Annotated in this window: 25 protein-coding genes and 1 riboswitch; of the genes, 9 read left to right on the top strand and 16 right to left on the bottom strand. The window is 71.9% G+C overall.

Going from position 1 to position 24,609, the window contains the following annotated elements; genetic code table 11:
* The first annotated feature begins 56 nt into the window (after positions 1 to 56).
* A complete protein-coding gene (nagB, locus tag ACO0E0_RS05075; RefSeq protein ID WP_422870310.1) occupies positions 57 to 842 on the top strand; it encodes a glucosamine-6-phosphate deaminase in 786 nt (261 codons plus the stop codon).
* Between the two features lie 28 nt (positions 843 to 870).
* Here nagB and ACO0E0_RS05080 read toward each other — a convergent pair whose 3' ends face one another.
* A complete protein-coding gene (locus tag ACO0E0_RS05080) occupies positions 871 to 1,293 on the bottom strand; it encodes an organic hydroperoxide resistance protein (RefSeq protein ID WP_422870311.1) in 423 nt (140 codons plus the stop codon).
* A 97-nt stretch (positions 1,294 to 1,390) separates the two neighbouring features.
* Complete coding sequence (locus tag ACO0E0_RS05085; protein ID WP_422870312.1) at positions 1,391 to 1,840, bottom strand: MarR family winged helix-turn-helix transcriptional regulator; 450 nt, start codon at positions 1,838 to 1,840, stop codon at positions 1,391 to 1,393.
* Positions 1,841 to 1,935: 95 nt separating this feature from the next.
* Between ACO0E0_RS05085 and ACO0E0_RS05090 the strand changes: the two genes are divergently transcribed.
* On the top strand, positions 1,936 to 2,400 hold the full coding sequence (locus tag ACO0E0_RS05090; protein ID WP_422870452.1) for a DoxX family protein: 465 nt from the start codon (positions 1,936 to 1,938) through the stop codon (positions 2,398 to 2,400).
* Here the strand turns inward: ACO0E0_RS05090 and ACO0E0_RS05095 are convergent.
* From ACO0E0_RS05095 to ACO0E0_RS05110, 4 genes are read right to left on the bottom strand one after another with little or no spacing between them, the layout of a single operon-like run.
* A complete protein-coding gene (locus ACO0E0_RS05095; RefSeq protein ID WP_422870313.1) occupies positions 2,387 to 3,565 on the bottom strand; it encodes a MalY/PatB family protein in 1,179 nt (392 codons plus the stop codon). The genes ACO0E0_RS05090 and ACO0E0_RS05095 overlap by 14 nt on opposite strands.
* A 4-nt stretch (positions 3,566 to 3,569) precedes the next feature.
* A complete protein-coding gene (locus ACO0E0_RS05100; RefSeq protein ID WP_422870314.1) occupies positions 3,570 to 4,439 on the bottom strand; it encodes a copper homeostasis protein CutC in 870 nt (289 codons plus the stop codon).
* On the bottom strand, positions 4,436 to 6,034 hold the full coding sequence (locus ACO0E0_RS05105; protein WP_422870315.1) for a M81 family metallopeptidase: 1,599 nt from the start codon (positions 6,032 to 6,034) through the stop codon (positions 4,436 to 4,438). Before ACO0E0_RS05105 ends, ACO0E0_RS05100 begins: the two co-directional genes overlap by 4 nt.
* Positions 6,024 to 7,307, bottom strand: coding sequence for an ROK family transcriptional regulator (locus tag ACO0E0_RS05110; protein WP_422870316.1), 1,284 nt, complete (start codon positions 7,305 to 7,307; stop codon positions 6,024 to 6,026). The genes ACO0E0_RS05105 and ACO0E0_RS05110 overlap by 11 nt, the downstream gene beginning before the upstream one ends.
* 169 nt (positions 7,308 to 7,476) lie before the next feature.
* On the opposite strand from ACO0E0_RS05110, the gene ACO0E0_RS05115 reads away from it, so the two are divergent.
* From ACO0E0_RS05115 to ACO0E0_RS05135, 5 genes are read left to right on the top strand one after another with little or no spacing between them, the layout of a single operon-like run.
* Positions 7,477 to 9,279 (top strand): peptide ABC transporter substrate-binding protein, encoded by a 1,803-nt coding sequence (locus ACO0E0_RS05115; protein WP_422870317.1) that lies wholly within the window; start codon positions 7,477 to 7,479, stop codon positions 9,277 to 9,279.
* Complete coding sequence (locus ACO0E0_RS05120; RefSeq protein WP_422870318.1) at positions 9,276 to 10,235, top strand: ABC transporter permease; 960 nt, start codon at positions 9,276 to 9,278, stop codon at positions 10,233 to 10,235. The genes ACO0E0_RS05115 and ACO0E0_RS05120 overlap by 4 nt, the downstream gene beginning before the upstream one ends.
* A complete protein-coding gene (locus ACO0E0_RS05125) occupies positions 10,232 to 11,140 on the top strand; it encodes an ABC transporter permease (protein ID WP_422870319.1) in 909 nt (302 codons plus the stop codon). Before ACO0E0_RS05120 ends, ACO0E0_RS05125 begins: the two co-directional genes overlap by 4 nt.
* 26 nt (positions 11,141 to 11,166) lie before the next feature.
* Positions 11,167 to 12,939: a dipeptide ABC transporter ATP-binding protein gene (locus ACO0E0_RS05130; protein ID WP_422870320.1), complete on the top strand. Its 1,773-nt coding sequence runs from the start codon at positions 11,167 to 11,169 to the stop codon at positions 12,937 to 12,939.
* Positions 12,936 to 13,889 carry an ROK family protein gene (locus ACO0E0_RS05135; protein ID WP_422870321.1) on the top strand — a complete coding sequence of 318 codons (954 nt, stop codon included), beginning with the start codon at positions 12,936 to 12,938 and terminating at the stop codon, positions 13,887 to 13,889. Before ACO0E0_RS05130 ends, ACO0E0_RS05135 begins: the two co-directional genes overlap by 4 nt.
* 119 nt (positions 13,890 to 14,008) lie before the next feature.
* Here the strand turns inward: ACO0E0_RS05135 and nagA are convergent, their stop codons facing one another.
* From nagA to clpS, 8 genes are all read right to left on the bottom strand, one after another.
* Positions 14,009 to 15,130, bottom strand: coding sequence for an N-acetylglucosamine-6-phosphate deacetylase (gene nagA / locus ACO0E0_RS05140; RefSeq protein WP_422870453.1), 1,122 nt, complete (start codon positions 15,128 to 15,130; stop codon positions 14,009 to 14,011).
* A 74-nt stretch (positions 15,131 to 15,204) separates the two neighbouring features.
* Positions 15,205 to 15,615, bottom strand: coding sequence for a YrdB family protein (locus ACO0E0_RS05145; RefSeq protein WP_422870322.1), 411 nt, complete (start codon positions 15,613 to 15,615; stop codon positions 15,205 to 15,207).
* Positions 15,616 to 15,628: 13 nt separating this feature from the next.
* On the bottom strand, positions 15,629 to 16,483 hold the full coding sequence (gene purU / locus ACO0E0_RS05150) for a formyltetrahydrofolate deformylase (RefSeq protein ID WP_422870323.1): 855 nt from the start codon (positions 16,481 to 16,483) through the stop codon (positions 15,629 to 15,631).
* A gap of 39 nt (positions 16,484 to 16,522) precedes the next feature.
* On the bottom strand, positions 16,523 to 16,948 hold the full coding sequence (locus ACO0E0_RS05155) for a PRC-barrel domain-containing protein (protein ID WP_422870324.1): 426 nt from the start codon (positions 16,946 to 16,948) through the stop codon (positions 16,523 to 16,525).
* 81 nt (positions 16,949 to 17,029) lie between these two features.
* Positions 17,030 to 18,358, bottom strand: a complete 1,329-nt coding sequence (locus tag ACO0E0_RS05160; RefSeq protein ID WP_422870325.1) for an MFS transporter — start codon at positions 18,356 to 18,358, stop codon at positions 17,030 to 17,032.
* A gap of 144 nt (positions 18,359 to 18,502) precedes the next feature.
* Positions 18,503 to 18,973, bottom strand: a complete 471-nt coding sequence (locus ACO0E0_RS05165) for a MarR family winged helix-turn-helix transcriptional regulator (protein ID WP_422870326.1) — start codon at positions 18,971 to 18,973, stop codon at positions 18,503 to 18,505.
* Positions 18,974 to 19,018: 45 nt separating this feature from the next.
* Positions 19,019 to 19,504, bottom strand: coding sequence for a DUF2017 domain-containing protein (locus tag ACO0E0_RS05170; RefSeq protein ID WP_422870327.1), 486 nt, complete (start codon positions 19,502 to 19,504; stop codon positions 19,019 to 19,021).
* 22 nt (positions 19,505 to 19,526) lie between these two features.
* Positions 19,527 to 19,811 (bottom strand): ATP-dependent Clp protease adapter ClpS, encoded by a 285-nt coding sequence (clpS, locus tag ACO0E0_RS05175; protein WP_422870328.1) that lies wholly within the window; start codon positions 19,809 to 19,811, stop codon positions 19,527 to 19,529.
* A gap of 81 nt (positions 19,812 to 19,892) precedes the next feature.
* Positions 19,893 to 19,979: riboswitch (ZMP/ZTP riboswitch) on the top strand.
* A gap of 52 nt (positions 19,980 to 20,031) precedes the next feature.
* Here clpS and glyA point away from each other — a divergent pair.
* Complete coding sequence (gene glyA / locus ACO0E0_RS05180; protein WP_422870329.1) at positions 20,032 to 21,321, top strand: serine hydroxymethyltransferase; 1,290 nt, start codon at positions 20,032 to 20,034, stop codon at positions 21,319 to 21,321.
* Positions 21,322 to 21,428: 107 nt separating this feature from the next.
* Positions 21,429 to 22,298 carry a tetrahydrofolate dehydrogenase/cyclohydrolase catalytic domain-containing protein gene (locus ACO0E0_RS05185; RefSeq protein WP_422870454.1) on the top strand — a complete coding sequence of 290 codons (870 nt, stop codon included), beginning with the start codon at positions 21,429 to 21,431 and terminating at the stop codon, positions 22,296 to 22,298.
* A gap of 52 nt (positions 22,299 to 22,350) precedes the next feature.
* Here ACO0E0_RS05185 and galK read toward each other — a convergent pair whose 3' ends face one another.
* Positions 22,351 to 23,490, bottom strand: coding sequence for a galactokinase (gene galK, locus ACO0E0_RS05190; protein WP_422870330.1), 1,140 nt, complete (start codon positions 23,488 to 23,490; stop codon positions 22,351 to 22,353).
* Positions 23,487 to 24,590 (bottom strand): galactose-1-phosphate uridylyltransferase, encoded by a 1,104-nt coding sequence (galT, locus tag ACO0E0_RS05195; RefSeq protein WP_422870331.1) that lies wholly within the window; start codon positions 24,588 to 24,590, stop codon positions 23,487 to 23,489. Before galT ends, galK begins: the two co-directional genes overlap by 4 nt.
* Positions 24,591 to 24,609: the final 19 nt, after the last annotated feature.

Here is a 24,609-nt window from a genome sequence, read left to right on the forward strand (position 1 = left end):
ACCGGCCGGACCGGTCATGACCAGTCCGGCGGATCGGCCCTAGAGTAGGGATCGCCATGGAGATCATCATCCTGCCCACGCCTGCCGAGGTCGGCCGCGTCGCCGCCGCCAAGATCGCCTCGATCGTCGCCGAGAAGCCGAGCGCCGTGATCGGTCTCGCCACCGGATCGAGTCCCCAGGGCATCTACACCGATCTCGGACGCCGGGTCCGTGCGGGGGAGATCTCGTTCGCGGCGGCGCGCGGGTTCGCGCTCGACGAGTACGTCGGCATCCCGCTCGACCATCCGGAGAGCTACGCGAGCGTCATCCAGCGCGACGTCGTCGAGCCGCTCGGGTTCGATCCTTCGCGCGTCCGCGTGCCGGACGGGCGAGCCACCGACATCGAGTTCGCGGCCAAGGAGTACGACGCCGCCATCCGAGCCGCGGGCGGGATCGACGTCCAGATCCTCGGCATCGGCGCGAACGGACACATCGGCTTCAACGAGCCGACGTCGTCCTTCGCCTCCCGCACCCGGATCAAGACCCTGGCACCCGCCACCCGGGAGGCCAACGCACGGTTCTTCGACTCGGTCGACCAGGTCCCGACGCACTGCATGACCCAGGGGCTCGGCACGATCCTGGAGGCCGGCAGCCTGGTCCTCGTGGCGCAGGGCGAGGCCAAGGCGGCAGCGATCGCCGGCGCGGTCGAGGGGCCGCTCAGCGCGATGCTCCCGGGGTCGGCACTGCAGCTGCACGAACACGCCACGGTCGTGGTCGACGAGGCCGCCGCGAGCCGTCTCACGCTCGGGGACTACTACCGCTGGACCTACGACAACAAGCCGGACTGGCAGCGGTTCGAGTAGCCGCGTTCCCTCCGCGGAAGGGGAGGGGTCAGTCCTCGGAGACCGTCACCGTGACCTCGATGTTGCCGCGGGTCGCGTTCGAGTACGGGCAGACCTGGTGCGCCGCGTCCGCGAGGGCCTGCGCCTGGTCGTGCTCCATGCCCGGGATGACGACCTCGAGCAGTACGGCGAGCTGGAACCCGCCCTGGCCGTTCGGGCCGATCTGGACGCGGCCGCCGACGGACGAGTCGGTGACCTTGACCTTCTGCGACCGGGCGACGCCCTGCAGTGCGGAGTGGAAGCACGCCGCGTACCCGGCGGCGAACAGGAGCTCCGGGTTCGCGCCGTTGCCGGAGCCGCCCATCTCCTTCGGGACCGCCATGTCGAGGTCGAGCGTGCCGTCGCTGGTGGCGACGTGGCCGTTCCGGCCCTCGCCGGTCGAGAGTGCTTCTGCGGTGTAGAGGACGTCCATCCGGGGTTCCTTTCGTGGTGCGGACCTGCGGTCCGCGCGTCGCATGACGGTGGTGCGCTCGTGCCTCCCGGCTCCGGGGTCCGGACGGGAGGCGCGGCTACCGTGCGTCTGCGGTGGTCGCCTGCATCCCCGCCGTGAGGCGGTGCAGGGTGTCGATGAGCTCGCGTGCCTGGTCGAGCGACCCGAGCTGGGTCCCGCCGGCGATGCACGCGGGCACGTGGGCGAGGTCCTCGCGGAGTGCGCGTCCGCGGTCGGTGAGGTCGACGGTGACGACACGTTCGTCGTCGCGGCTGCGCGTCCGGACGACGACGCCGGCGTCCGCCATCCGCTTGAGGAGCGGCGAGAGCGTGCCGGAGTCGAGGTCGAGCCGGTCGCCCAGGGTGCCGACGGTGAGCGGACCGTCGGACCACAGCAGCACCAGCACGAGGTACTGCGGGTACGTCAGCCCCCACGGCGCGAGCAGGGCCCGGTAGGCCTGTGTTGTCGCGCGGGAGGCTGCGTAGAGCGAGAAGCAGACCATCTCGTCGACGGGGTTCGCGGCTGCCATGAGACAACAGTTGCACACGATCCAGTTGTGCACAACTCGACAGTCCGAGCGTTCAGCCGTCCTCCGGGTACGGTGCACAGGTGCCTCGAGATGCCATGCCCGCCGCGGAGCCCGCGAACGCCCTGCCCCGGTTCCCCGTCCTCCGCGTCGTGGCCCAGGCCGTGCTCGGCGCGGTCCTGCTGTTCACCGGGACGGTGCACCTGACCGTCGGCCGCGAGTCGTTCCGCGCGCAGGTGCCGACCTGGGTGCCGCTGCCCGTCGACACCGTCGTGGTGCTCTCCGGGATCGCGGAACTCGTCCTCGGTCTCGCGCTCGTGCTCGTCTGGCGACGCCCGTGGCGGTCGGGCGTCGGGTGGGTCGTCGCACTCTTCTTCGTCGCGATCTTCCCCGGGAACGTCGCGCAGCTCGTCGACCACCGCAGCGCGTTCGGCCTGAGCACCGACACGGCACGCGCCGTGCGGCTCGTGTTCCAGCCGGTGCTCGTGGTGTGGGCGCTCTGGGCGACCGGCGCGTGGTGGGCGTGGCGCGAACTGCGACGCGAGCGGCTCAGCGCGGGGTGAGTGCGGTCCCGAGACGGTCGAACGCCTCGCGCAGCGTCTCGTCGGAACACCCGAAGTTGAGCCGGACGTGTCCGACGCCCTGCGTGCCGAAGTCCGGGCCGTGGCCGAGCGCGACCCGTGCCCGGTCGAGGATCGGACCGGCTGGATCGTCGCCCCACGGCAGTGCGCGGAGGTCGAGCCACGCCAGGTACGAGGCCTGCGGCTGACGGTGGACCGCGCCGGGCAGCACCTCCGGGACGAGCTCCGCGATGGTCCGGCGGTTCGCCGTGAGCTCCCCGAGGAGGCGCTCCAGCCACGGTTCGCCCTCGCGGAAGGCGGCGACGCTCGCGATGTACCCGAGGATGCTCGTGCGGGCGACGACCTCGTGCGACATCGCGTCGAACCAGCCGGCGGCGCGTCCGGTCCCACCGACCATGAGTGCGCATTTGGTGCCGGCGATGTTCCAGCCCTTGCTCGCCGCGGTGACCGTCACCCCGACCCGCGCGGCGGCGTCCGAGGCCGACAGGAACGGGGTGAACACGGCGTCCGCGTGCACGAGGGGCCCGTGGATCTCGTCGCTCACGACGACCGCGTCGAACTCGTCGGCCAGCGTGGCGAGGGCCTGGAGCGACGCACGGGAGTGCACGAGGCCGAGGGGGTTGTGCGGGTTGCAGAGGAGGACCGTGCGGGTGCCCGACTCGAACGCGGCGCGGACCCCGTCGAGGTCGATGGCCCAGTCCGCCGTGGTCGACGACAGGTCCGCCTCGGTGGACGGCGGCAGCAGCGGGACCTCCTGCGGGGTGCAACCGGCCTCGAGCACGAGGTCCCAGAACGGCGCGTACACCGGCGGCATGATGACCACGGCGTCGCCGGGCGAGGTCACCTGACGGAACACCTCGACGATCGCCACCGAGACGTCCGTGGTCGTCCGGACGAGGTCGGGCTCGAGCTGCCAGCCCCACCGCCGCTCGGCGAAGTCGGCGAACGCGTCGGGCAGCTCCCGCGTCGATCCGAGGTAGCCGGTGTCGCTCGCCTGGACCGCGTGGACGAGGGCGTCCCGGACCGGTTCGGCGAGGGTGCAGTCGATCTCGGCGACGAACATCGGCAGGACGTCGGCCGGGAACTCGGTGAACTTCACGCTCGTGCGGTCGGAACGGGCATCGAACGGGGAGACCATGACGCTCATGCCGTCAATCCTGGCTGGTGCTTCCGCGCTCGTCCACCGCATGACGCGCCGCGTCCGCGGCCTGACGCGCCGCGTCCACCGCGCGCCGTGCCGCACCGACGACGGCCGGGTCGGTGACGAAGTGCCGGTCCGCCGGGAGGACGCCCATGCGGACGGCCCCGCTCGATGCTGGGGCCGTCGTCGCTCGTCGTTTCGCGGACATGTGCACCGCGGCGATCCCGGTCGCGGCCAGCGCGTCGATGTCCGGAGGGGAGACCCCGCCGCCGGCCTGGACCTGGACCGGACCGGCCGCACCGACCATGCCGCGGAGCGTGTCGATGCCCTGCGGCGCACCCGGAGCACCACCCGACGTCAGGACGCGGGTGACACCGAGCCGGGGGAGCGACCCCGCCGCCGCGATCGGGTCCGGGGTGTGGTCGATCGCCCGGTGCACTGTCACCTCGACGTCGGGCGCGACCGTCCGGGCGGCGTCCGCGAACCGGGCGATCACCGTCGCGTCGAGCAGGCCCGCAGCGTCGAGCGCGCCGACCACGACACCGGCGACACCGGCGGCGGCGATGAGCCGGACCTCCCGGAGCATCGTCGCGAGCTCGTCGTCGTCGTACACGAAGTCGCCTGGCCGGGAGCGGACGAGTGCGTGGACGGGGATGCCCGTCGCCACCGCGGCCTCGACGAGCCCCTGCGACGGGGTCACGCCGCCGAGCTCGAGTGCGGTACAGAGCTCGACCCGGTCGGCCCCGCCGTCCCGCGCGACGATCGCCCCGGCAGCGGACACGACGGCGATCTCGAGCGCGAGACACCGCGCTCCCGCCACGGCATCCTCCTCGGGATCGGAGTCGTGTGCGGATGGTGGTGTGGTGTCGGGCGTGCTCATTCGTCGACTCCTCCGAGGGGCTGGTCGGACGCCGGGATGATCCGTGCGGACAGGTCCGGCTCACGGTCGAACTGCCGGTCGAACGGGAACATCGGCCGCCGGATGCGCCGGTGCCCGAGGCGCGCGAGGTCCTGGTCGACGCCGCCGGGGGTGAGCCCGAGCATCCAGTCCTCGGACATGGCGAACAGCTCCGGCTCGAGGTACCCGATCTTCACGACGACGACGTCCGCCGAGCGCGGGTCGAGGTCGAGGTCGGTGAAGTCGTGCTCGTGGTGGTACGGCTTCCGGAGCTCCGTGAGGATCGCGAAGACACTGCCGACCTGGAGGACGACCTCGGTGACGGCATCGTGGTCCCCGTGCCGGATCGCGTGCACCCGCCCGGTCATCGTCAGCGGTCCGGCGTGGCGGTCGTCGACCTCGGCGCCGGCGGTCACGGTGACGGTCGCACCGACACCCGCCGCGACGGCCTTGGCCACGGCGGCCGGACCGGGGACGCTGGCGTAGATGACCGTCGGACCGTCCGCGGTCTGGAACTCCGGGCGGGCGAGGAGCTCGGTGAGGCCCCACGTCATGTCCCCGGCGCCACCGGCGGTCGGGTTGTCGCCGGAGTCCGAGATGAAGAACGGATGCGCGTCCGAGGCCAGCGCGGCGTCGAGGCACTCGGCGAAGGACCCCGTCGGCGCGACGAACGCGAAGTCCTCGCGGGCGTCCCAGAAGGACCGCGCGAGGCGTTCCGCACCCGCGGCGACAGCGGACTCGTCCCACCCGGTGACGACGACGACGGCGCGGTTCCGGGCCTCGTCCGCCCAGGCGTACCCGACCCAGATCGCGGCGTCGACGACCCCGTCGGTGGCCTCGACCTCCGGGACCTCGGCGTAGACGTGCTTCGCGGGCTCGATGCGCGTCGAGGTCTGCTCGCCGGGCAGCAGCACGGGGACGGGGATCCACGCCTTGACCGGCCGCCGGCGGGACGGGACCGACGAGTCGGGGTCTCCCGTGCCTCCCGGCTGCTCCGCCAGGAGCGCCAGCAGGTTCCGCACCCCGCGCTCCTTGGTGTCCCAGGCGTCCTCGTGCGGCGCCATCCGGTAGCACGTGATGAGGTCCGACATGTGGGCGAGCTCGCGCGAGACGTTGCCGTGCAGGTCCATCGTCGTCGACACGAGCACGTCCGGCCCGATGACGTCGCGGATGCGCGCCAGCACGACGGCCTCGGCGTCCTCGAGGCCGTCGACCGTCATCGCGCCGTGGATGTCGTACCAGAGCGCGTCGACCGGGCCGGCGTCCACGATCGCCGCGAGCCGTTCGAGGAGTTCGCCGGTGAGCTCCTCGAACGCGGCCCGGGTGACGATGCCGCCCGGCAGGGACTTCCCGACCAGGGCGCCACGCCAGTCCGCCGCCGCACGGAGTTCCGACCCCGGCTGCGTGAACGGGTAGCGCTCGATGACCTCGTCCCCGCGGAGCGGGTGGAACGCGGCCGCCTCCGTCCGGGCGGGGGAGAACGTCGACGACTCGATGCCGAGCCCTGCGATCGCGATGACCGGGCGGTGGCTCCCGGTGTCGGTGCTGGTGTCAGTGGGCGCGGTGTCAGTGGACACGGTTCCTCCGGGTGGTGGGGGCGGACTGGGTGGTGGTGACGGCGTCGAGCGCGACGGCGAGGGCACGCTGCAGGGCGAACTGGCCGGCGCCGACGAGTCCGGCGTCGGCACCGAGCGTCGCCCGCTCGATGACGAGGGACTGCGTGACGAGCGGGTGACAGCCCTCGTAGAGCTGACTCCGCACGGCCGCGACGAACGGCTCGAGGGTCGAGAGGATGCCGCCGAGGTACACCGCGTCGGGGTTGAAGAAGTTGACGTTCGCCGACAGGACCTCGCCGAGGTACTTGCCGGCGCGACGCACGGCACGGGTCGCCTCCGGGTGGGCGTCCGTCGCGAGCCGCACGACGTCGTGCGTGGTCTCGACGAGGCGCCGACCCCGGTCGGCCTCGCCAGTCCCACCGGGCGCCGTCCCACCCGACGCCGTCCCGTCCGGCACGGTCCCGTCCGGCACGGGCCCGTCCGGCACGGTCACGCCGGCGTCCCGCAGGATCCGGACGAGTGCGGCGCCCGAGGCCACGGTCTCCAGGCACCCGGTGTTCCCACACGAGCACGGCGTGTCCCCGGCGGCGTCGATGCGGACGTGCGTGATGTCGCCGGCCGCACCGGTCGCCCCGCGGTACAGCCGACCGTCCGCGATGATGCCGGCGCCGATCGCCGACCCCGCCTTGACCATGATCGCTTGCCGACGATCGGCGGGCTGCACCGCGTGCTCGCCGACCGCCATGCAGTTCGCGTCGTTGTCGATCGCCGCCGGCACGCCGAACCGGTCCGTGAGCCACGCGGCGACCGGGAACCCGTTCCACCCGGGCATGCGGCTCGGCAGGTCGACCACGCCGGCCTCGACGTCGACCGGGCCGGGGAGGCTCACGCCGACGCCCCGGAAGCCCGCACGGCCGCGCTGGTCGACGAGGTCCTCGAGCAGGACCGCGAGGCGCGACAGCCCGGCGACCGGCCCGTCGTCCATCGAGAACGGCACGTTCGACACGTCCGAGACCCCGCCGCCCGGCAGCACGATCCCGATCCGGGCGTGGCCGCCTCCGAGGTCCGCCGCGACCGCGAACTCGTCGACGCCGCCGAGTCGGAGCGCCTTGCGGGGCCGTCCGCCGGTCGAGGCGGTGGTGCCCTCCTCCGCGACGATGCCACGCTCGATGAGCTGACCGACGGTGAGGGACACGGTCGAGGGCGCTGCGCCGAGGACGACCGCGATCTCGGTACGACTCGTCGCCTGCCCCGAGGCGATGAGCTCCAGGACACGGGCACTTAATTCAGACATGGGGAAACTAACTGCAGTCGAGAGGTGGCACCACGACTCTAGAGGCGGTCGATCGTCCCGCCGCTTTCGACAGAACGGCAGAAACATACTTTTTACGGGCGGGGGTTTGTTATTCCAGACCCGACGGACATTGACTGTGGGCACACACCCGCCTTCCCAAGGAGAACCCATGCCGAAGTTCCGCCGTTCGGCGCTCGTCGCCGGCGTCGCCCTCGCCGCGAGCGCCCTGCTCGCCGGATGCGCCGGCGGGTCGAACGCGTCGTCCTCGTCGAACTCCGACGAGATCAACTACGCGCTCCCCGCCAACTTCACCCCGAACTGGATCCTCCCGATCGGCACCGCCGCCCACCTCAACACGAACAACGGCTCCATCGCAGCGTCGCTCTGGGAGCCCCTCGTGGCGTACGACGGGTCGACCGGCAAGATCGCCTGGAACAAGGCCGGCTCGATCGCGACCGCGGCCGACTTCGCCGCCGACGGCAAGAGCGTCACCGTCACGCTCGGCGACCGGACGTGGAGCGACGGGAAGCCGATCACCTCCCGCGACGTCGAGTTCTGGTTCAACCTCATCAGGGCGAACAAGGCGCAGTGGGCGAGTTACAACGAGGGCAAGGCGCCAGACAACTGGACGTCCTTCACCGCCGTCGACAGCACGCACTTCACGCTGACGTTCGACAAGACGTACAACGACGACTGGATGCTCGCGAACGAGCTGAGCCTCATCACGCCGCTGCCCCAGCACGCCTGGGACAAGACCTCGGCGAGCGGATCGGTCGGCAACGCGGACGAGACCACCGCCGGCGCCAAGCAGGTGTGGAAGTACCTCAACACCGCGGCGAAGGACATCTCCGGGTACGCGTCGAACCCGCTGTGGAAGACCATCAGCGGCCCGTACGGCATCGACTCGTTCTCGACCGCCGGCAAGGTCGTCCTCACCGCGAACAAGAAGTACGACGGCAACGAGAAGCCCGCGATCGCGACGGTCAACCTGCTCCCGTTCACCACCGCGGACGCCGAGACCAACGCGCTCCGCTCCGGATCGGTCGACTACGGCTACATCAGCGCCTCGGACATCGACCAGAAGAGCTCGTTCACGTCGAAGGGCTACGCGGTCGAGCCGTGGTCCGGCTGGTCCATCACGTACATGCCGTACAACTTCAACAACCCCACCATGGGCGCCGTCTACAAGCAGCTGTACGCCCGCCAGGCCGTTCAGATGTCGATCGACCAGACCGCGCTGTCCAAGGTCGTCTTCAACGGCACCGCCGTCCCCGGCTACGGTCCGGTGCCGCAGGCGCAGGCGTCGGACTTCGTCTCCGAGACGCAGAAGGACAACCCGTACCCGTTCTCGACGTCGAAGGCCAAGGACCTGCTGACCGGCCACGGCTGGACCGAGCAGGGCGGCACGATGGTCTGCACCGACCCCGGCTCCGGGAGCGACCAGTGCGGCGAGGGGGTCGACCAGGGCACGAAGTTCCAGATGCAGGTGCTGTCGCAGTCCGGCTCGACCGTGACCGACAACATGATGAGCGCGATCCAGTCGTCGCTCGCCAAGACCGGCATCGACTTCTCGATCAAGACCGCGCCGGTCAACTCGGTGTTGTCGCAGACTCCGCAGTGCACCGCGGACCAGGACATCTGCAAGTGGCAGCTGTCGTTCTTCGGCACCGCCGGCAGCTGGTACTTCGCGGCGTACCCGACGGGTGACTCGCTGTTCCAGACGAAGGGCGGGTCGAACTTCGGCAACTACTCGAACCCCGACGTCGACGCGCTCATCAGCGCCACCACCACGAGCACCGACTCGACGGCCGTGCAGGACTACTCCGCCGCGGTGGCGAAGGACCTGCCGGTGATCTGGCTGCCGAGCCCGGACTACCAGATCTCGGTCGTCAAGACCGGCCTCACGGGCGGCACGTTCGACCAGGACTCCCTGGCGAACTTCCACCCCGCGCAGTGGAAGTGGAGCAAGTGACGACTGCGCTCCACCTCGGCAGGCGAGTGCTGCAGGCCGTCGTCGTGATCCTCATCGTCACGGTCGTCGTCTTCGCCCTGCTGCACTCGCTCCCCGGGGGTCCCGCACGCGGGATCCTCGGGGCGCAGGCCACCGCCCAGCAGCTCGCGGCGTTCAACCGCGAGCAGGGTCTCGACAAGCCGCTGGTGGTCCAGTACTTCTACTACCTCGGGACCCTGTTCCGGGGCGACCTCGGCACGAGCTACTCGCTCAACGAACCGGTCACGCAGCTCATCGTCGAGCGGCTCCCGAAGACCCTCGTGCTGACGATCCTGTCCGCCATCGTGGCGCTCGTCATCGCGATCCCGCTCGGGATGTGGCAGGCGGTCCGCCGGAACAAGCCGGTCGACTACGTCGTCACCACCCTCGCGTTCGTCGCCTACTCGACCCCGGTGTTCTTCCTCGGGCTCGTCATCATCATCGTGTTCAGCCAGGTGCTGCCCTGGTTCCCCTCGCAGGCGCCGTCCGGCACGACGCTCGCCGAGGTGTTCGCCGACCCCGCCGGTCTCGTCCTCCCGGTCGTCACGGGCGCCGCCGCGATGATCGCCGTGTTCAGCCGGTACATGCGGAGCGCGACCCTGGAGAACCTCCAGGAGGACTACGTCCGCACGGCCCGCGCGGGTGGTGCGCGCCGAGGCGCGATCCTCCGCCGGCACGTCTTCCGGAACTCGCTCACCCCCGTGGTCGCGATGCTCGGCTACTACGTGCCGGTCCTGTTCGGCGGCGCACTGGTCGTCGAGCAGCTGTTCAACTACCCGGGCATGGGGCTCCTGTTCTGGAGTGCCGCACAGTCGTCGGACTACCCGGTCCTGCTCGGCTGCGTGCTCGTCATCTCGATCGCGACGGTCGTCGGCACGCTCCTCGCCGACGTGGTCCAGACGATCGTCGACCCCCGAGTCAAGGCAGGCCAGGCATGAGCGCCGTCCAGATCGCGCCCGAGACACCCGACGCCCACGGGCCCGTCGTCGACGTGGTCGGCGCACCGCCCGGGAACGTCGCCCTCCGACGCTTCCTCCGGAACCGGCTCGCGGTCGTCGGACTCGTGGTGGTCGTCCTCTTCGTCCTGTTCTGCTTCGTCGGTCCGTTCCTGTTCCCGACGGACCAGACGCACACCGACCTCGCGAGCGCGAACCTGGCCCCGGGTGCGGGCCACCTGCTCGGCACCGACGCCGTCGGGCACGACGAGTTCGGCCGCCTCATGTACGGCGGCACGGTGTCGTTGCTCGTCGGGCTCGCCGCCGGGCTCCTCGCGACGGTGATCGGCACGCTCTGGGGCGCGATCGCCGGCTACGCGGGCGGATGGGTCGACGCCGTCATGATGCGCGTGGTGGACGCCGGCATCGCGATCCCGGCGCTGTTCATCCTGCTCGTCATCTCGGCCATCTCGACACCGGACGTCTGGGGACTCATCGTCATCCTCGGCTTCGTCAGCTGGCTCGTGCCGTCGAGGCTGATCCGAGCCGAGACCCTGACGCTCAAGAACCGCGACTACGTCCTGACCCTCCGCGCGATCGGCGGCTCGCACGCACGCGCGGTGATGCGCCACGTCCTGCCGAACTCGGTGTCGACGATCGTCGTCGCGGCGACGTTCCAGGTCGCGGACGCGATCCTCCTCGTCGCGTACGTGTCGTACCTCGGGCTCGGGGTGCAGCCGCCCGCGACGGACTGGGGTGGGATGCTCTCGGCGGGCCTCACCGCCGCGTACTCCGGGCGGTGGTGGCTCATCCTGCCGCCCGGTCTCGCCGTGATCCTCGTCGTGTGCGCCTTCAACGCCATCGGTGACGGCCTCCGCGACGCCTTCGACGTGCGGGGCCGCGGATGACCGGCCGGGACGAGACCGGAGCAGCCATGACCTCCAGCACCATGCCCGACCCGACGTCGGTCGCGCCGATCCTCGACGTGCAGGACCTCGGCGTCACGTTCCGCACCGAGACCGGGGACGTCCCGGCCGTGCGCGGCGTGTCGCTCCACGTCCGCCCGGGGGAGACCCTGGCCCTCGTGGGGGAGTCCGGGTCCGGCAAGTCGACGATCGCCCTCGCGGCCATGGGGCTGCTCTCCCCGAACGCGGTCCCGAGCGGTCGTGCCTCGATCGACGGCACGGACGTCGTCGCCGCGTCCGAGCAGACCCTCGCCGGTCTCCGAGGTCGGACCGTGTCGATGGTGTTCCAGGAGCCCGCGACGGCACTCGACCCGTTGACCAGGATCGGCGCGCAGATCGCCGAGGTCATCCGGAACCACCGGCAGGTGTCGGCGCGGACCGCAGCGGCCGAGGCCGTCGACCTCCTCCGCCGTGTCGGCATCCCCGACCCGGCGCAGCGCGCGTCGGCGTTCCCGTTCCAGCTGTCCGGCGGGCAGCGGCAGCGAGTGGTCATCGCGATGGCGATCGCGAACGAGCCGCGACTGCTCATCGCCGACGAGCCGACGACCGCACTCGACGTCACGGTCCAGGCGGAGATCCTCGAACTCCTCCGTCGGCTGGCGGTCGACACCGGGACCGGCGTGCTCCTCGTGACGCACAACATGGGCGTCGTCGCGGACTTCGCCGACCGGGTCGCCGTCATGCTGCAGGGCGAGATCGTCGAGACCGGCCCGGTCGAGGAGGTCCTCCTCCGCCCCCGGCACGCGTACACGCAGCGGCTGCTCGCCGCGGTGCCGCGACTCGACGTCGCAGTACCCGGAGCCGTCCCGCCCGCCCCGCAGGTCACCGACCGCGTCGGTGCGGACGCGTCGGACGGGAGGCCCGGGGAGACCCCGGTGGTCGACCTCCGTGGCGTCGGGGTCACGTTCGGCAGGGGGCGCCGTGCCGTGCACGCCCTCGCCGACGTCGACATCGCGGTGCACGCGGGCGAGACCGTCGGGCTCGTCGGGGAGTCCGGCTCCGGCAAGTCGACCGCGGCCCGTGTCGCGCTCGGGCTCATCGCGCCGACCACGGGCACCGCGTCCCTGTTCGGCCAGGACCTCCGACGGACCAGGGGTCGCGCACGCCGGACGCTCCAGGCCGGCATCGGCGTCGTGCTGCAGGACCCGGTCGCCTCGCTCGATGCCCGGATGAACGTCGGCGAGTGCATCGCGGAACCGCTGCGGGTGCACCGCCGAGGCATCGGGACCGCCGAACGGGAGCAGCGGATCGCCGAGGTGCTCGACGCGGTCCGCCTGCCGAGGAACCTCGCCGGCCGGGCGCCGCGGGAGCTCTCCGGCGGTCAGCGGCAGCGGGTCAGCCTCGCCCGCGCGCTGGTCCTCGAGCCCCGGCTCCTCGTGGCCGACGAGCCGACCAGTGCGCTCGACGTCAGCGTGCAGGAGACCGTCCTCGAGGTCATCGCCGAACTCCAGGACGACCTCGGCTTCGCGTGTCTGTTCGTCTCACACGACCTCGCCGTCGTGCAGCAGTTCGCCGAACGCGTCGTCGTGATGCGCCAGGGCCGCATCGAGGAGCAGGGTCCGACCGCGACCACCCTCCTGCACCCCGAGACCGACTACACGCGTCGGCTGCTCGCCGCGGTGCCGGTGCCGGACCCGGTCCTCCAGCGGCAGCGCCGGACCGACCGACAGGTCGCGCTCGCCGCCGGCCGGACGGACGCCGAGGCGGACGGCGCGGCACCCGCCGACGGAGCGCGGTCGTGAGCCGGACCGAGGTCGCCGGCCCCGGCCTCCAGGCCGGTCGTCGTCGGCTGCTCGCGGGGATCGACGTCGGCGGGACGAACACGAAGGTGCTCGTCGCGACCGAGGACCTCGTGGTGCTCGACCGGACCGACGTGCCGACGCCGTCGCACGAGGGTGGCGCCGCGATCGTGGCGCGTGCCGTCGGAGCGGTGCGCACCCTGCTCGCGCGGGTGGACGGCGTGCTCGTCGGGGTCGGCGTCGGCGCGGCCGGCGTGGTCGACGCGCGGACGGGGACCGTGCTCGTGACCGGCGACTCGTTCACCGGGTGGGCGGGGTTCGCCGTCGCGGCCGCGATCGAGGCGGCACTCGGCGTCCCGGCGACCCTCGACAACGACGTCAACGCGTTCCTCCGCGGTGAGGTGTCCACCGGGGCGGTCGTGGGGGAGTCCGACGTGCTCGGGATGACCCTCGGCACCGGGGTCGGCGGCGCGCTGCTGCTCGGTGGCGTCCTGTTCGACGGCCCTCGAGGTGCGGCCGGCGAGATCGGACACGTCCCCGGGTTCGGTGATGCGCGGTGCACGTGTGGGCAGACCGGCCACCTCGAGACCCTCGCCGCCGCGCGGGGCATCGCCGCCCGCTACGCCGAACGCACCGGGCGGGTCCTGCACGCGCACGAGGTCGCCGCTGCCGCCTCCGCCGGGGACGGCGACGCGCTCGCCGTGTTCGACGCCGCCGGGTGGGGGCTCGCCCGGGCGATCCTCGTCACGGCGGGGGTCCTCGACGTGACGACCGTCGTGATCGGCGGCGGGGTGACCCGGGGGTGGGATCTGCTCGAGCCCCGGATCCGGCGGTGGCTGGACCGGGAGCCGCCGGTCAGCGGAGCCGCGATCCGGGTGGAGCGGGCGCGGCTCGGCTCCGACGCGGTGGCGCTCGGGGCGGCGTCGCGGGTGCGGTCCCTCGTCGCCGGCTGACCGACTCCCTGGTCGAGAATGCGCGATTGCGGGGTGCGGGGCCCTGCCCACTCCGAGATCGTGCATTCTCGACGGGGTCGGACGGGGTCGGACGGGGTCGGGGACGGGGTCAGACCGGGTCAGACCGGCCGGCCGGCTGCCCAGACGCGGCGGACGGACAGGTCCGGGCCGAGAACGACCACGTCGGCGGCGAAGCCCGGGGCGAGCCGACCGAACCGGTCCCCGACGCCGATCGCCCGCGCCGGGATGCTCGTCAGGGCCGCCACCGCGTCGGGCAACGACGCACCCGCCTGCTGCACGGCGATCCGCAGCGCGACGTCCTGGGTGAGGGTCGAGCCCGCGATGGTGTCGGTGCCGGCCACGTGCGCGATGCCGTCCGTGACCGTGACCTCGAGCGATCCGAGCGTGTAGGAGCCGTCCGGGGAGCCGGCAGCGGCCATCGCGTCCGTGACGAGTGCGACCCGACCGGGAGCCGCACGGAGCAGGGTCTGCGCGACGATCGGTGCGACGTGCACGCCGTCCAGGATGAGCTCGAGCGTCACCCGGTCGTCGGCGACCGCTGCCATGATCGGGCCCGGATCGCGGTGGTGGATGCCCGGCATGGCGTTGAACGCGTGCGTCAGCATCGTCGCCCCGGCGTCGAACGCGCGTCGGGCGGTGTCGAAGTCCGCGACGGTGTGGCCGACCGCGGCGACGACGCCCGCACCGACCACATGGGCGACGGCGTCGAGGGCGCCGGGGAGCTCGGGCGCGATCGTGATCTGTCGGAGGACACCCTCTCCGGCCGCGAGCAGGTCGTCGACGGCGGCGATGGTCGGCGGGACGAGGAACGCGGGGTTGTGTGCACCCTTGTTCGACGGCGACAGGAACGGCCCCTCGAGGTGCGCGCCGAGGACGAGCGGGTCCGACGCCATGAGTGTGCGGACGGTGTCCAGCGAGGACACGAGCGCCGGGATCGGGTTCGCCACCAGGGACAGCAGCGACCGGGTGGTGCCGTGGGTGCGGTGGACGGCCAGCGCGGTCGTCATCGACGCCGCGTCGTCGTCGAACGAGCTGCCGCCACCGCCGTGCGTGTGCAGGTCGACGAAGCCCGGGGTGATCGTCGCGCCCCCGAGGTCGACGACGTCGTCCGCCGGGGGGACGTCCGCTCCGGAGCCGGTCGCCCGGATCGTGTCCCCGGCGAACAGCACCCACGCGTCGTCGACCAGACCGGCCGCGTCGACGGCGCACGCGTTCGTCAGGAGGGTGCGCCGCCCCTCCGGACCGGACCCGACCGCCGCGCCGGACCCGACCGGGTTCCCGACGCCCGGGTCCGTCAAGCCGGGGTCTCCCGGCGGAACGCGACGACGCCCGTCAGCGCGGCGACAACCACGAACACGAGCCCCACGAGCGGGTACCCGATCGACACCCACGCGGCACCCGCGGCGACGACGAGCGCCGTCTCGACGATCACCTTGCCGACCGTGTCGGTCCGGATCGGCGACCTCGGCGACCGGAAGAGGAACCACACGACGGCGGCGAACACCGGTGCGCCCACGGCGAACACGTACTGCGTCGGCGGACGCCAGGAGTAGTACCCCCACGCGGCGAGCGACAGCAGCCCGACCACCATGACCACGACGCGGAGGGCGCCCCAGAAGTCGGCCCGTCGGCGGGACGGTGCGGCGGCGGGGGCCGGAGCGGGGGTGTCGTCCCAGTCGACGGGGGACTGCGGTGCGTTCGTCATGCGGTGGGAGCCCTCAGCGGAAGATGATCGTCCGGGCGCCGTCGAGGAGCACGCGGTCCTCGGCGATCCACCGGACCGCCTGGGTCAGGGTGCGGGACTCCTCGTCCTGGCCGATCGACACGAGTTGCTCGGGGGACCGCGAGTGGTCGACGCGGACGACGTTCTGTTCGATGATCGGCCCTTCGTCGAGGTCGCTCGTCACGAAGTGCGCTGTCGCACCGATGAGCTTGACGCCGCGCGCGTGCGCCTGCCGGTACGGGTTCGCGCCCTTGAACCCGGGCAGGAACGAGTGGTGGATGTTGACCGCGCGACCGGCGAGCGCCGCGCAGAGGTCGGGGGAGAGGATCTGCATGTAGCGCGCGAGGACGACGAGTTCGATGTCGTGCTCCTCCACCGCCTCGAGGATGCGGTTCTCCATCGCGACCTTGTCCGCGTCGGACCGGACCGGACGGGTCTCGAACGGCACCGAGTAGAACGACGCGAGCTCCGCGAGGTCGCGGTGGTTCGAGAGGACGAGTGGGACCTCGATCGGGAGCTGGCCGCCGCGCTGCCGGTACAGCAGGTCGTTGAGGCAGTGCCCCGCCTTCGACACGAGCACGAGCGTCCGGAGCGGGCGGCCCACCTCGTCGAGGTGCACCGCCATGCCGTACCGCTCGACGACGGGGGCGAGGGCGTCCTCGAACTCGATGCGTGTCACGGGGGCGAGCACCTGGAGTCGCATGAAGAACGTGTCGGTGTCCGCGGAGCTGAACTGCTGCGACTCGGTGATGTTGCCGTTCGCGGCGACGACGGCGCCGGAGATGGCGTGCACGATCCCGGGGCGGTCCTGGCAGACGAGCGTCAGGGTCCAGTGGGTCGCGTGGGTCACGGTCGCCAGCCTACCGAGTGGGCCCGGACACCCCGACCGCTAGGCGGGCGGGGTCGTGCCGGCACCCTCGGTGTCGTCGGCACCAGCCGGACCGGTCCCGGCCTGGTCGAGGTTCTCGTCCGCGTCGCCCATGTCCCCGGTGGCGGGTCCGGACGTCGGCAGCCCGTAGTGCTCGCGGACGTCGTCGGCCTCGGCCGGGGACAGCGTCCGGCCGGTGCCGAGCGTCGGCGCGTCCTTGATGTCGTCCTTCGTGAACCCGACGTGGACGTCCATGCCGTCGAACGTGGCGTCGTGGGCGGGGACGAGGGTCTCATGGCCGCTCAGCAACCCCGTCGCGACGACGAGGAACGCCGCGGTCCCGTCCTCGTCGGACGGGAACACCTGGGTCACCTTGCCGACGGAAGCGCCGTCGCTGTCCCGCACGGTCGCGTTCTCGACGCGGTGGATCTTGCTCTTGGCGATCATGGCCCCAGTCAACGCTCCCCGCCTGACGCTTCGCGGGCAGTGCGACCCTCCCACGCGGGGTCCGCGCGGGGTCCACCGGGCTCAGGTGGCCCGCGGGCGTCGTAGTGCGCGGTCGGACACCGTCAGCGCGGTGAGCAGCACCGCGACACCGACGATCACCGCCCCGAGCAGGTGCAGGTCCGGCGTCGTCGGGCGTTCCCCGAAGACCCCGCCGATCAATGACGACGCCGCGATCGCCCCGATGTAGACGCTCGTGCGGGAGAGCCCCGCGGCGGTGCCGATGGACCCAGACGGCACCTGTGCGTACAGCGCGGCCTGGTTCGACACGGACGCGAGGCCCTGTGGGATCCCGAACATCGTCGGCACGAGTGCGATGAGCCACACCGGGGCGTCCGCGTGCAGCACGACGAGGAGCAGCCCGCCGACGATCGGCACGGCGGCCGCGATGACGAGCGGTGCGCGGACGCGGGTCCGCCGGGCGACGAGGAAGGACACCACCCCGGCCAGGATCGCCGCCGGCAGCTGGAGGGAGCCGGCGACGCCGCTCGAGAACCCGGCGACGTCCTGCACCCACTGCGAGAACCCGTAGGTCATCGTGTACGCGATCAGGTAGATGAGGAACAGCCGGACGTACGTCCGCGACAGGGCGCCGTTCCGGGCGAGCATCCGGACGTCGATGAACGGCTTCGCGGCGCGCAGCTCCCAGCGGACCAGGGCGACGAGCAGTGCGACGGCCACCCCGAGGAGCCACCACCACCCGGCCGCCAGGTCGAGCAGGAACACCAGCAGCGCCGAGACGGTGCCGGTCATGAGCAGCATGCCGACCGGGTCGAGGGCGGTGAGCACGGGGACGCCGGCGTCGTGCACGGCACGGTCGCGGTCCGATGGCAGCCACATCCCCGCGACGACGAGTCCGAACACGGCGAGCGGGACGTTGACGAGGAAGATCGCGTGCCATCCGAACGCGGTGATGAGCGCTCCGCCGAGCGGGGGACCGGCCGCCGCCGAGACGAGCGAGGTGATCGACAGCGCACCGAGGACGAGGGGCGGGGTCGGCTTCCCGATCCGTTCCGAGTGCTGGCGGAGCGTGGTGAGCGCCGCCGGGTAGGCGGAGGACGTCCCGATCCCGATGAGCACCCGAGCCGAGACCGCACCGCCGAACCCCGGCAGGAACTCGGGCACGACCCCGGCGATCCCGACGACGACGAGCCCGGCCATGAACACCTTCTTCGGCCCGAACCGGTCGGCGAGCTTGCCCATCGTCGGCTGCGCGATCGCGCTCGCGAGGTAGAGGGCGGCGACGAGCCAGATCGCCTGCGCCGACCCGATGCCGAGGTCGCGCGAGATCGGGGCGAGCGCGACCGACACCATCGTCGTGTTGATCGGGTTGAGGAGCGGCCCGACGAGCACCGGGACGAGGAGCTTGGGGCCGAACCCGGACCCCTCGGACGCGGCGGCGGTGGACGCTGTGGTGGTCGGGACGGGGTTGGTGGACGTGGACGTGAGCAGCGGCTTCCGGGGATGGGGAACGATGGTGGGGGTGGCCGACCGGGGTCAGGGACCGACGAGGTCGTCGATGACGGCGAGCGCGCGCTCCAGGACGGCGCGGTCCTCGGACGGGAGGGCCGACAACCGTTCCGCGATGAGCCTCGCCCTGGTCGCGCGCGAACCCTCGCGCGTCCGACGACCGGCGTCCGTCAGGCGGACGACCGCACGGCGGCCGTCGTCCGGGTCGGACTCGCGCACGACGAGTCCCTGTTCGACGAGCCCGGCGACCGTCTGCCCCATGGACTGCGGTCGGACGCCCTCGGCACGGGCGAGGTCGGCGGTGCTCTGCGTGCCGTCGCGGACGAGCCGCCCGAGGACTGCCGACTGGGTGGGGGTGATCTCGTCGGTCTTGGCAGCGAGGAGTGCTCGACGGAATCGACCGTGGAGCGCGATGAGCTCCTCGGCGAGGTCGAGGTCGAGGCCGCGGTCGAGCTCTCGGTCGCGGTCGCGGTCGCGGTCGATGCGGGTCTCCGTCACCCGATCGACAGTACGCCTTGCAAGGTGACCTTGCAAGTTTGCCTTCTAGCCGTGATCGCTCATCGTGATCACGAGGTGTTCCTGGACGGACCCGAGCCAGTCGTACACGTCCCGGAGTCCGGTCCCTGCCGGGTCCTCGGCGAGGTCGGTCCCCTGGTCCCACGGGTCCACGTCGTGGATCCCGAGTCGCTCTGCGACGGTCAGTCGCAGGTCGGTGAGACAGCGGAGCCACGCCTGTTCGGCCTCCCGGTCGAGGGCTCCGGACTCGGCACCCGTGAGCCAGTCGTGCACGACGCGGGCGTTCTCGGTCTTGCGGGCGAGGAGGTCGTCCATCGTGAACCGGCGGAACTCCGCGGCGGCCTCTGCGTCGTCCGGGTACGCCGAGGGGAACAGGCGGACGGACACCGGGTCCGCCGCCACGTCGCCGCCCAGGATCTCGAGCAACTGCGCGGTCAGGCTCGCGAGCACGCTGCGCTCGCCGGGGGACAGCGTCAGGTGGATGCCGTCCCGGCGCCGCACGAACGGGATCACCCGGCGGTCCGGGTCGCGCGCGTCACTCGCCGCTCCGGTCGACGGTCGCCTGGAGGCCGTAGCCGTGCATCGCTTCGACGTGCCGCTCCATCTCCTCCCGATGGCCGCTCGCGACGACCGCCCGGCCGTCGTCGTTCACCATCCGCATCAGCCGCTCGGCGCGGGTCCGTGAGAAGCCGAAGTACGACTGGAACACGTACGTGACGTAGGACATGAGGTTCACCGGGTCGTCCCAGACCACCGTGACCCACGGGACGTCCGCGCGCGTGCGCTCCCGGACGTGCAGGTCCGGGTCCACGAGAGTCATGTGGTCCAGGTTCGCACGTTCTCACCCGACCTGCCCGCGTGGGGACCGACCTCGCGCGCGATGCGCTCCGCTTGCTACGATTTCCAGCGTCGCGACTGGCGTCGGATGGGTCACCATCGGGGAGCGGCACACAGACACGGTGCGTGGCCGTACGCCTGGGCCACGACGAGAGAACCGACGCGTCGACACCGACGCATCCGAGCGACCCCGAGGAGTCCCCGTGTCCACACCCACGACGGCAACGTCCAGTCTGCCCTCCACCTTCAACGCCCCCCTGTCCGAGATCGACCCCGAGATCGCACGTGTGCTCGAGCTCGAGCTCGGTCGTCAGCGCGACTTCCTCGAGATGATCGCGTCGGAGAACTTCGTGCCGCGCGCCGTCCTCGAGTCGCAGGGGTCGGTGCTCACGAACAAGTACGCCGAGGGCTACCCGGGCAAGCGCTACTACGGCGGCTGCGAGTTCGTCGACATCGCCGAGCAGCTCGCCATCGACCGTGCCAAGGCGCTGTTCGGTGCCGACTACGCGAACGTCCAGCCGCACTCCGGGGCGACCGCGAACGCCGCCGTCCTGCACGCCATCGCGACGGCCGGCGACACCATCCTCGGTCTCGAGCTGGCCCACGGCGGGCACCTGACGCACGGCATGAAGCTCAACTTCTCCGGCCGCATCTACAACGCGGTGTCCTACGGCGTCGACCCGGAGACGTTCGAGGTCGACTACGACGACATCCGCGCCAAGGCGATCGAGCACCAGCCGACCGTCCTCATCGCCGGGTGGAGCGCCTACCCGCGGCAGCTCGACTTCGCGAAGTTCCGCGCCATCGCGGACGAGGTCGGCGCGAAGCTCTGGGTCGACATGGCGCACTTCGCCGGTCTCGTCGCCGCCGGGCTCCACCCGTCGCCGGTCCCGCACGCGCACGTCGTGTCCACCACGGTGCACAAGACCCTCGCCGGTCCGCGCTCCGGCCTGATCCTGTCGAACGACGAGTCGCTCTTCAAGAAGCTCAACTCCGCGGTGTTCCCGGGGCAGCAGGGCGGCCCGCTCATGCACGTGATCGCGGCGAAGGCCACCGCGTTCAAGCTCGCGGCCGAGCCGGAGTTCAAGGACCGCCAGGAGCGGACGATCCGTGGTGCCAAGCTCCTCGCGTCACGACTGACCGAGCCCGACGCGCGTGCGGCCGGCATCGACGTGCTGACCGGCGGGACGGACGTGCATCTCGTGCTCGTGGACCTCCGCGAGTCGGAGGTCGACGGCAAGCAGGCCGAGGACCTCCTGCACCAGGTCGGCATCACCGTGAACCGCAACGCCGTGCCGTTCGACCCGCGTCCGCCGATGGTGACGTCCGGCGTCCGCATCGGCACCCCGGCACTCGCGACCCGGGGGTTCGGCGACACCGAGTTCACCGAGGTCGCGGACATCATCGCCAGCGCACTCATGCCGAACCCGGACATCGAGGCACTCGCCGCCCGGGTCAAGGCGCTCACCGACGCGTTCCCGCTCTACGCGTGAGCGACGGCGTCCCCGGCGGTGCGGCAGCAGCCGTGCCGGCCGGTTCCGCCAGCGCGCCCGGCGTCCTCCCGCGCACCCGGTTCGGTGACGACTCCACCGCGATCCGGATGGACGGCACCGCACTCGCGGCTCGGGTCCGCTCCGAGCTGGCCGGTCGGGTCACGCGGCTCCACGAGCACGGTGTCCGGACCGGGCTCGGGACGATCCTCGTCGGCGCGAACCCCGGTTCGCTGTCCTACGTCGCGGGCAAGCACCGCGACTCCGCGGAGATCGGCATCGAGTCGGTGCGCATCGATCTCCCGGACACGGCGTCCGCCGCGGACATCCGCGCCGCGATCCTGCAGATGAACGACGACCCCGCGGTGACCGCGTTCATCGTCCAGCTCCCGCTCCCGGTCGGCATCGACCCCACCCCGATGCTCGAGCTGATGGACCCCGCGAAGGACGCCGACGGCCTGCACCCGACGAACCTCGGCGAGCTCGTCCTCGCGGTCCCGGGCGGTGCCGGCACGATCGACGCGCCGCTGCCGTGCACGCCCCGCGGGATCGTCGAGATGCTCAGCGCCTACGACGTCCCGATCCGTGGGAGACACGTGACGATCATCGGTCAGGGTCTGACCGTCGGGCGGCCCCTCGGGCTGCTCCTCACCCGGCTCGAGGCGACCGCCACCCTCACGCACTCCCTGACCGAGGACGTCGCGGCGGAGACCCGGCGCGCCGACATCGTCGTCGCGGCGGCCGGCGTCGCGGGACTCGTGCGGCCGGACTGGGTCGCGCCGGGTGCGGCCGTCGTCGATGTCGGCATCACGCGCGTGGTGGACCCGGAGACGGGCGCGGCGAAGCTCCGGGGCGACGTCGACCCGGCGGTGGCGAGCGTGGCGGGGTTCCTGTCACCGGTGCCGGGCGGCGTCGGCCCGATGACCCGGGCGATGCTGATGAAGAACGTCGTCGAGGCGGCGGAGCGGCGCCTGCAGTAGCGGGGCGGAGCGGAGCCGGGCTGGGCCGGGCGGCTCCGCCCCGGACCGCACGTCAGTCGCGGCGCGCGCCCTGCGCCGCGTGCACGACGAACACCGTCGGTGCTGTGTAGCCGGCCCCGGCGAAGGCCGCCGTCACCGCCGCACCGATCCGCTCCCGGTCGGCGGTGTCGACGAGCGCGATCGCCGCACCGCCGAACCCGCCACCGGTCATCCGTGCACCGACGGCACCTTCGCGCATCGCGGTCTCCACGGCCAGGTCGAGCTGCGGGACGGAGATCTCGAAGTCGTCGCGCATCGACGCGTGCGACGCGAGGAGCAGGTCGCCGATCGCCCGCGGGCCGTGCTCGCGCAGGGTACGGACGGTGTCGAGGACGCGCTGGTCCTCGGTGACGATGTGGCGGACACGTCGGAACGTCTCGTCGTCGAGCAGCGCTTCGGCCCGGGGGAGGTCGGACACCGCGACGTCGCGGAGGGCCGTCACGCCGAGTGCTGCAGCACCGCGCTCACAGGACGCCCGACGCGCCGCGTAGCCACCGGTGGCGTGCGCGTGCTCGACCTTCGTGTCCATCACGAGCACCTCGAGCCCGGCCGCCTCGAGCCCGAGGTCGACGACGGTCGCCTCGAGTGAGCGGCAGTCCAGGAACACCGCGGAGTCCTGCTCGCCGAGGAGGGACGCCGACTGGTCCATGATCCCGGTCGGAGCGCCGACGGCCTTGTTCTCGGACCACTGGCCGACCCGTGCCAGCTCGGCGCGGTCGAGGCCGAGCTCCCACAGCTCGTCGAACGCGAGCGCGGCGCCGCACTCGATCGCCGCACTCGACGACAGCCCGGCACCGACCGGGACGTCCGAATCGATGAAGACGTCGAGCCCGGACGCGTTCGACAGGTCGACGCCGCGGTCCTGCAGTGCCCAGGCGATCCCGAACACGTACGCCGACCAGCCCTGCATCGCGTCGACCGAGAGCGCGTCGAGTGAGATCTCCTGGACGCCCCCGTCCGGGTCGAACGCGGACGCGACCCGGAGCAGCCGGTCCGTCCGGACGGCGATGTCGGCGGTGGTGCGGCGGTCGATGGCGAAGGGGAGCACGAAGCCGTCGTTGTAGTCGGTGTGCTCGCCGATCAGGTTGACCCGGCCGGGTGCGGAGTAGCGGACCGTCGGCTCGTACCCGAAGACCTCGGAGAAGGTGGTCATGCGCGTTCGATCCCCTTCCGGATGAACTCGGCCTGTTGTTCGGGGACGACGTCACCGATCCAGGCACCCATCGCGGACTCGCTGCCCGCGAGGAACTTGAGCTTCGTCGCCGCGCGTCGCGGCGAGGTGATCTGCAGCATGAGTCGGATGGTGTCGCGTCCGACGTGCACCGGGGCCTGGTGCCATGCGGCGATGTACGGGGTGGGGGTGTCGTAGAGCTGGTCCATGCTGCGGGTCAACCGCAGGTGCATGTGTGCGAGCTCGTCCTTCTCCGGCTCGGTCAGCCCGGCGAAGTCCGCGACGTGCCGGTGCGGGAGCAGGTGGATCTCGAGCGGCCAGTGCGCAGCGAACGGCACGAACGCCGTGAAGTGCTCGCCGGTCAGGACGACGCGATCGGACTGCCGCTCGGACTCGAGGACCTCGGCGAACAGGTCCGGCCCGAAGCGCTCGATCGATGCGAGGAGCCGCTGCGTCCGCGGTGTCACGTACGGGTAGGCGTAGATCTGCCCGTGGGGGTGGTGCAGGGTGACGCCGATCGCCTCGCCGCGGTTCTCGAACGGGAACACCTGGTGGATGCCGGGCATCGCGGAGAGCGCGGCGGTCCGGTCCGCCCAGGCCTCGACCACGGTGCGGGCCCGCGACTCGGAGATCGACGCGAACGACCCGGCCGTCTCCGGGGAGAAGCACACGACCTCGCACCGGCCGACCGACCGGAACTCCCGGCCGATGCCGACCTCGGCCAGGGCGTCGAGCGACGGCGGGGCGTCGTCCGCCTGCAGATCCGGACCGAACGACGGCGACTTGTTCTCGAAGACTGCGACGTCGTAGGTGTCCGGGATCTCCGACGGGTTCGCCGGCGTCTGCGGTGCGAGCGGGTCCTGGTCCGCCGGCGGCAGGAACGCACGGTTCTGCCGCGCGGCCGCGATCGAGATCCACTCCCCGGTCAGGACGTCCTGCCGCATGTGCGCCGTCGTCGGCCGGGGGTCGAGGATGCGCTCGTCGATCCGCCGCTCGGGCGGGAGCGCCGTGTCGGCGTCGTCGAAGTAGATGAGGTCGCGGCCGTCGGCGAGCTTCGTCGGGCGCTTGGTGATCGTGCTCACCGGAGCACCATACTCCCGA

This window comes from Curtobacterium phyllosphaerae (genome assembly GCF_049341865.1).
Classification (GTDB): domain Bacteria; phylum Actinomycetota; class Actinomycetes; order Actinomycetales; family Microbacteriaceae; genus Curtobacterium; species Curtobacterium phyllosphaerae.

Coding starts and splice junctions, on each gene's coding strand:
- nagB (WP_422870310.1), top strand. CDS start 57: ATGGAGATCATCATCCTGCCCACGCCTGCCGAGGTCGGCCGCGTCGCC.
- ACO0E0_RS05080 (WP_422870311.1), bottom strand. CDS start 1,293: ATGGACGTCCTCTACACCGCAGAAGCACTCTCGACCGGCGAGGGCCGG.
- ACO0E0_RS05085 (WP_422870312.1), bottom strand. CDS start 1,840: ATGGCAGCCGCGAACCCCGTCGACGAGATGGTCTGCTTCTCGCTCTAC.
- ACO0E0_RS05090 (WP_422870452.1), top strand. CDS start 1,936: ATGCCCGCCGCGGAGCCCGCGAACGCCCTGCCCCGGTTCCCCGTCCTC.
- ACO0E0_RS05095 (WP_422870313.1), bottom strand. CDS start 3,565: ATGAGCGTCATGGTCTCCCCGTTCGATGCCCGTTCCGACCGCACGAGC.
- ACO0E0_RS05100 (WP_422870314.1), bottom strand. CDS start 4,439: ATGAGCACGCCCGACACCACACCACCATCCGCACACGACTCCGATCCC.
- ACO0E0_RS05110 (WP_422870316.1), bottom strand. CDS start 7,307: ATGTCTGAATTAAGTGCCCGTGTCCTGGAGCTCATCGCCTCGGGGCAG.
- ACO0E0_RS05115 (WP_422870317.1), top strand. CDS start 7,477: ATGCCGAAGTTCCGCCGTTCGGCGCTCGTCGCCGGCGTCGCCCTCGCC.
- ACO0E0_RS05125 (WP_422870319.1), top strand. CDS start 10,232: ATGAGCGCCGTCCAGATCGCGCCCGAGACACCCGACGCCCACGGGCCC.
- ACO0E0_RS05130 (WP_422870320.1), top strand. CDS start 11,167: ATGACCTCCAGCACCATGCCCGACCCGACGTCGGTCGCGCCGATCCTC.
- ACO0E0_RS05145 (WP_422870322.1), bottom strand. CDS start 15,615: ATGACGAACGCACCGCAGTCCCCCGTCGACTGGGACGACACCCCCGCT.
- ACO0E0_RS05155 (WP_422870324.1), bottom strand. CDS start 16,948: ATGATCGCCAAGAGCAAGATCCACCGCGTCGAGAACGCGACCGTGCGG.
- clpS (WP_422870328.1), bottom strand. CDS start 19,811: ATGACTCTCGTGGACCCGGACCTGCACGTCCGGGAGCGCACGCGCGCG.
- ACO0E0_RS05185 (WP_422870454.1), top strand. CDS start 21,429: ATGGACGGCACCGCACTCGCGGCTCGGGTCCGCTCCGAGCTGGCCGGT.
- galK (WP_422870330.1), bottom strand. CDS start 23,490: ATGACCACCTTCTCCGAGGTCTTCGGGTACGAGCCGACGGTCCGCTAC.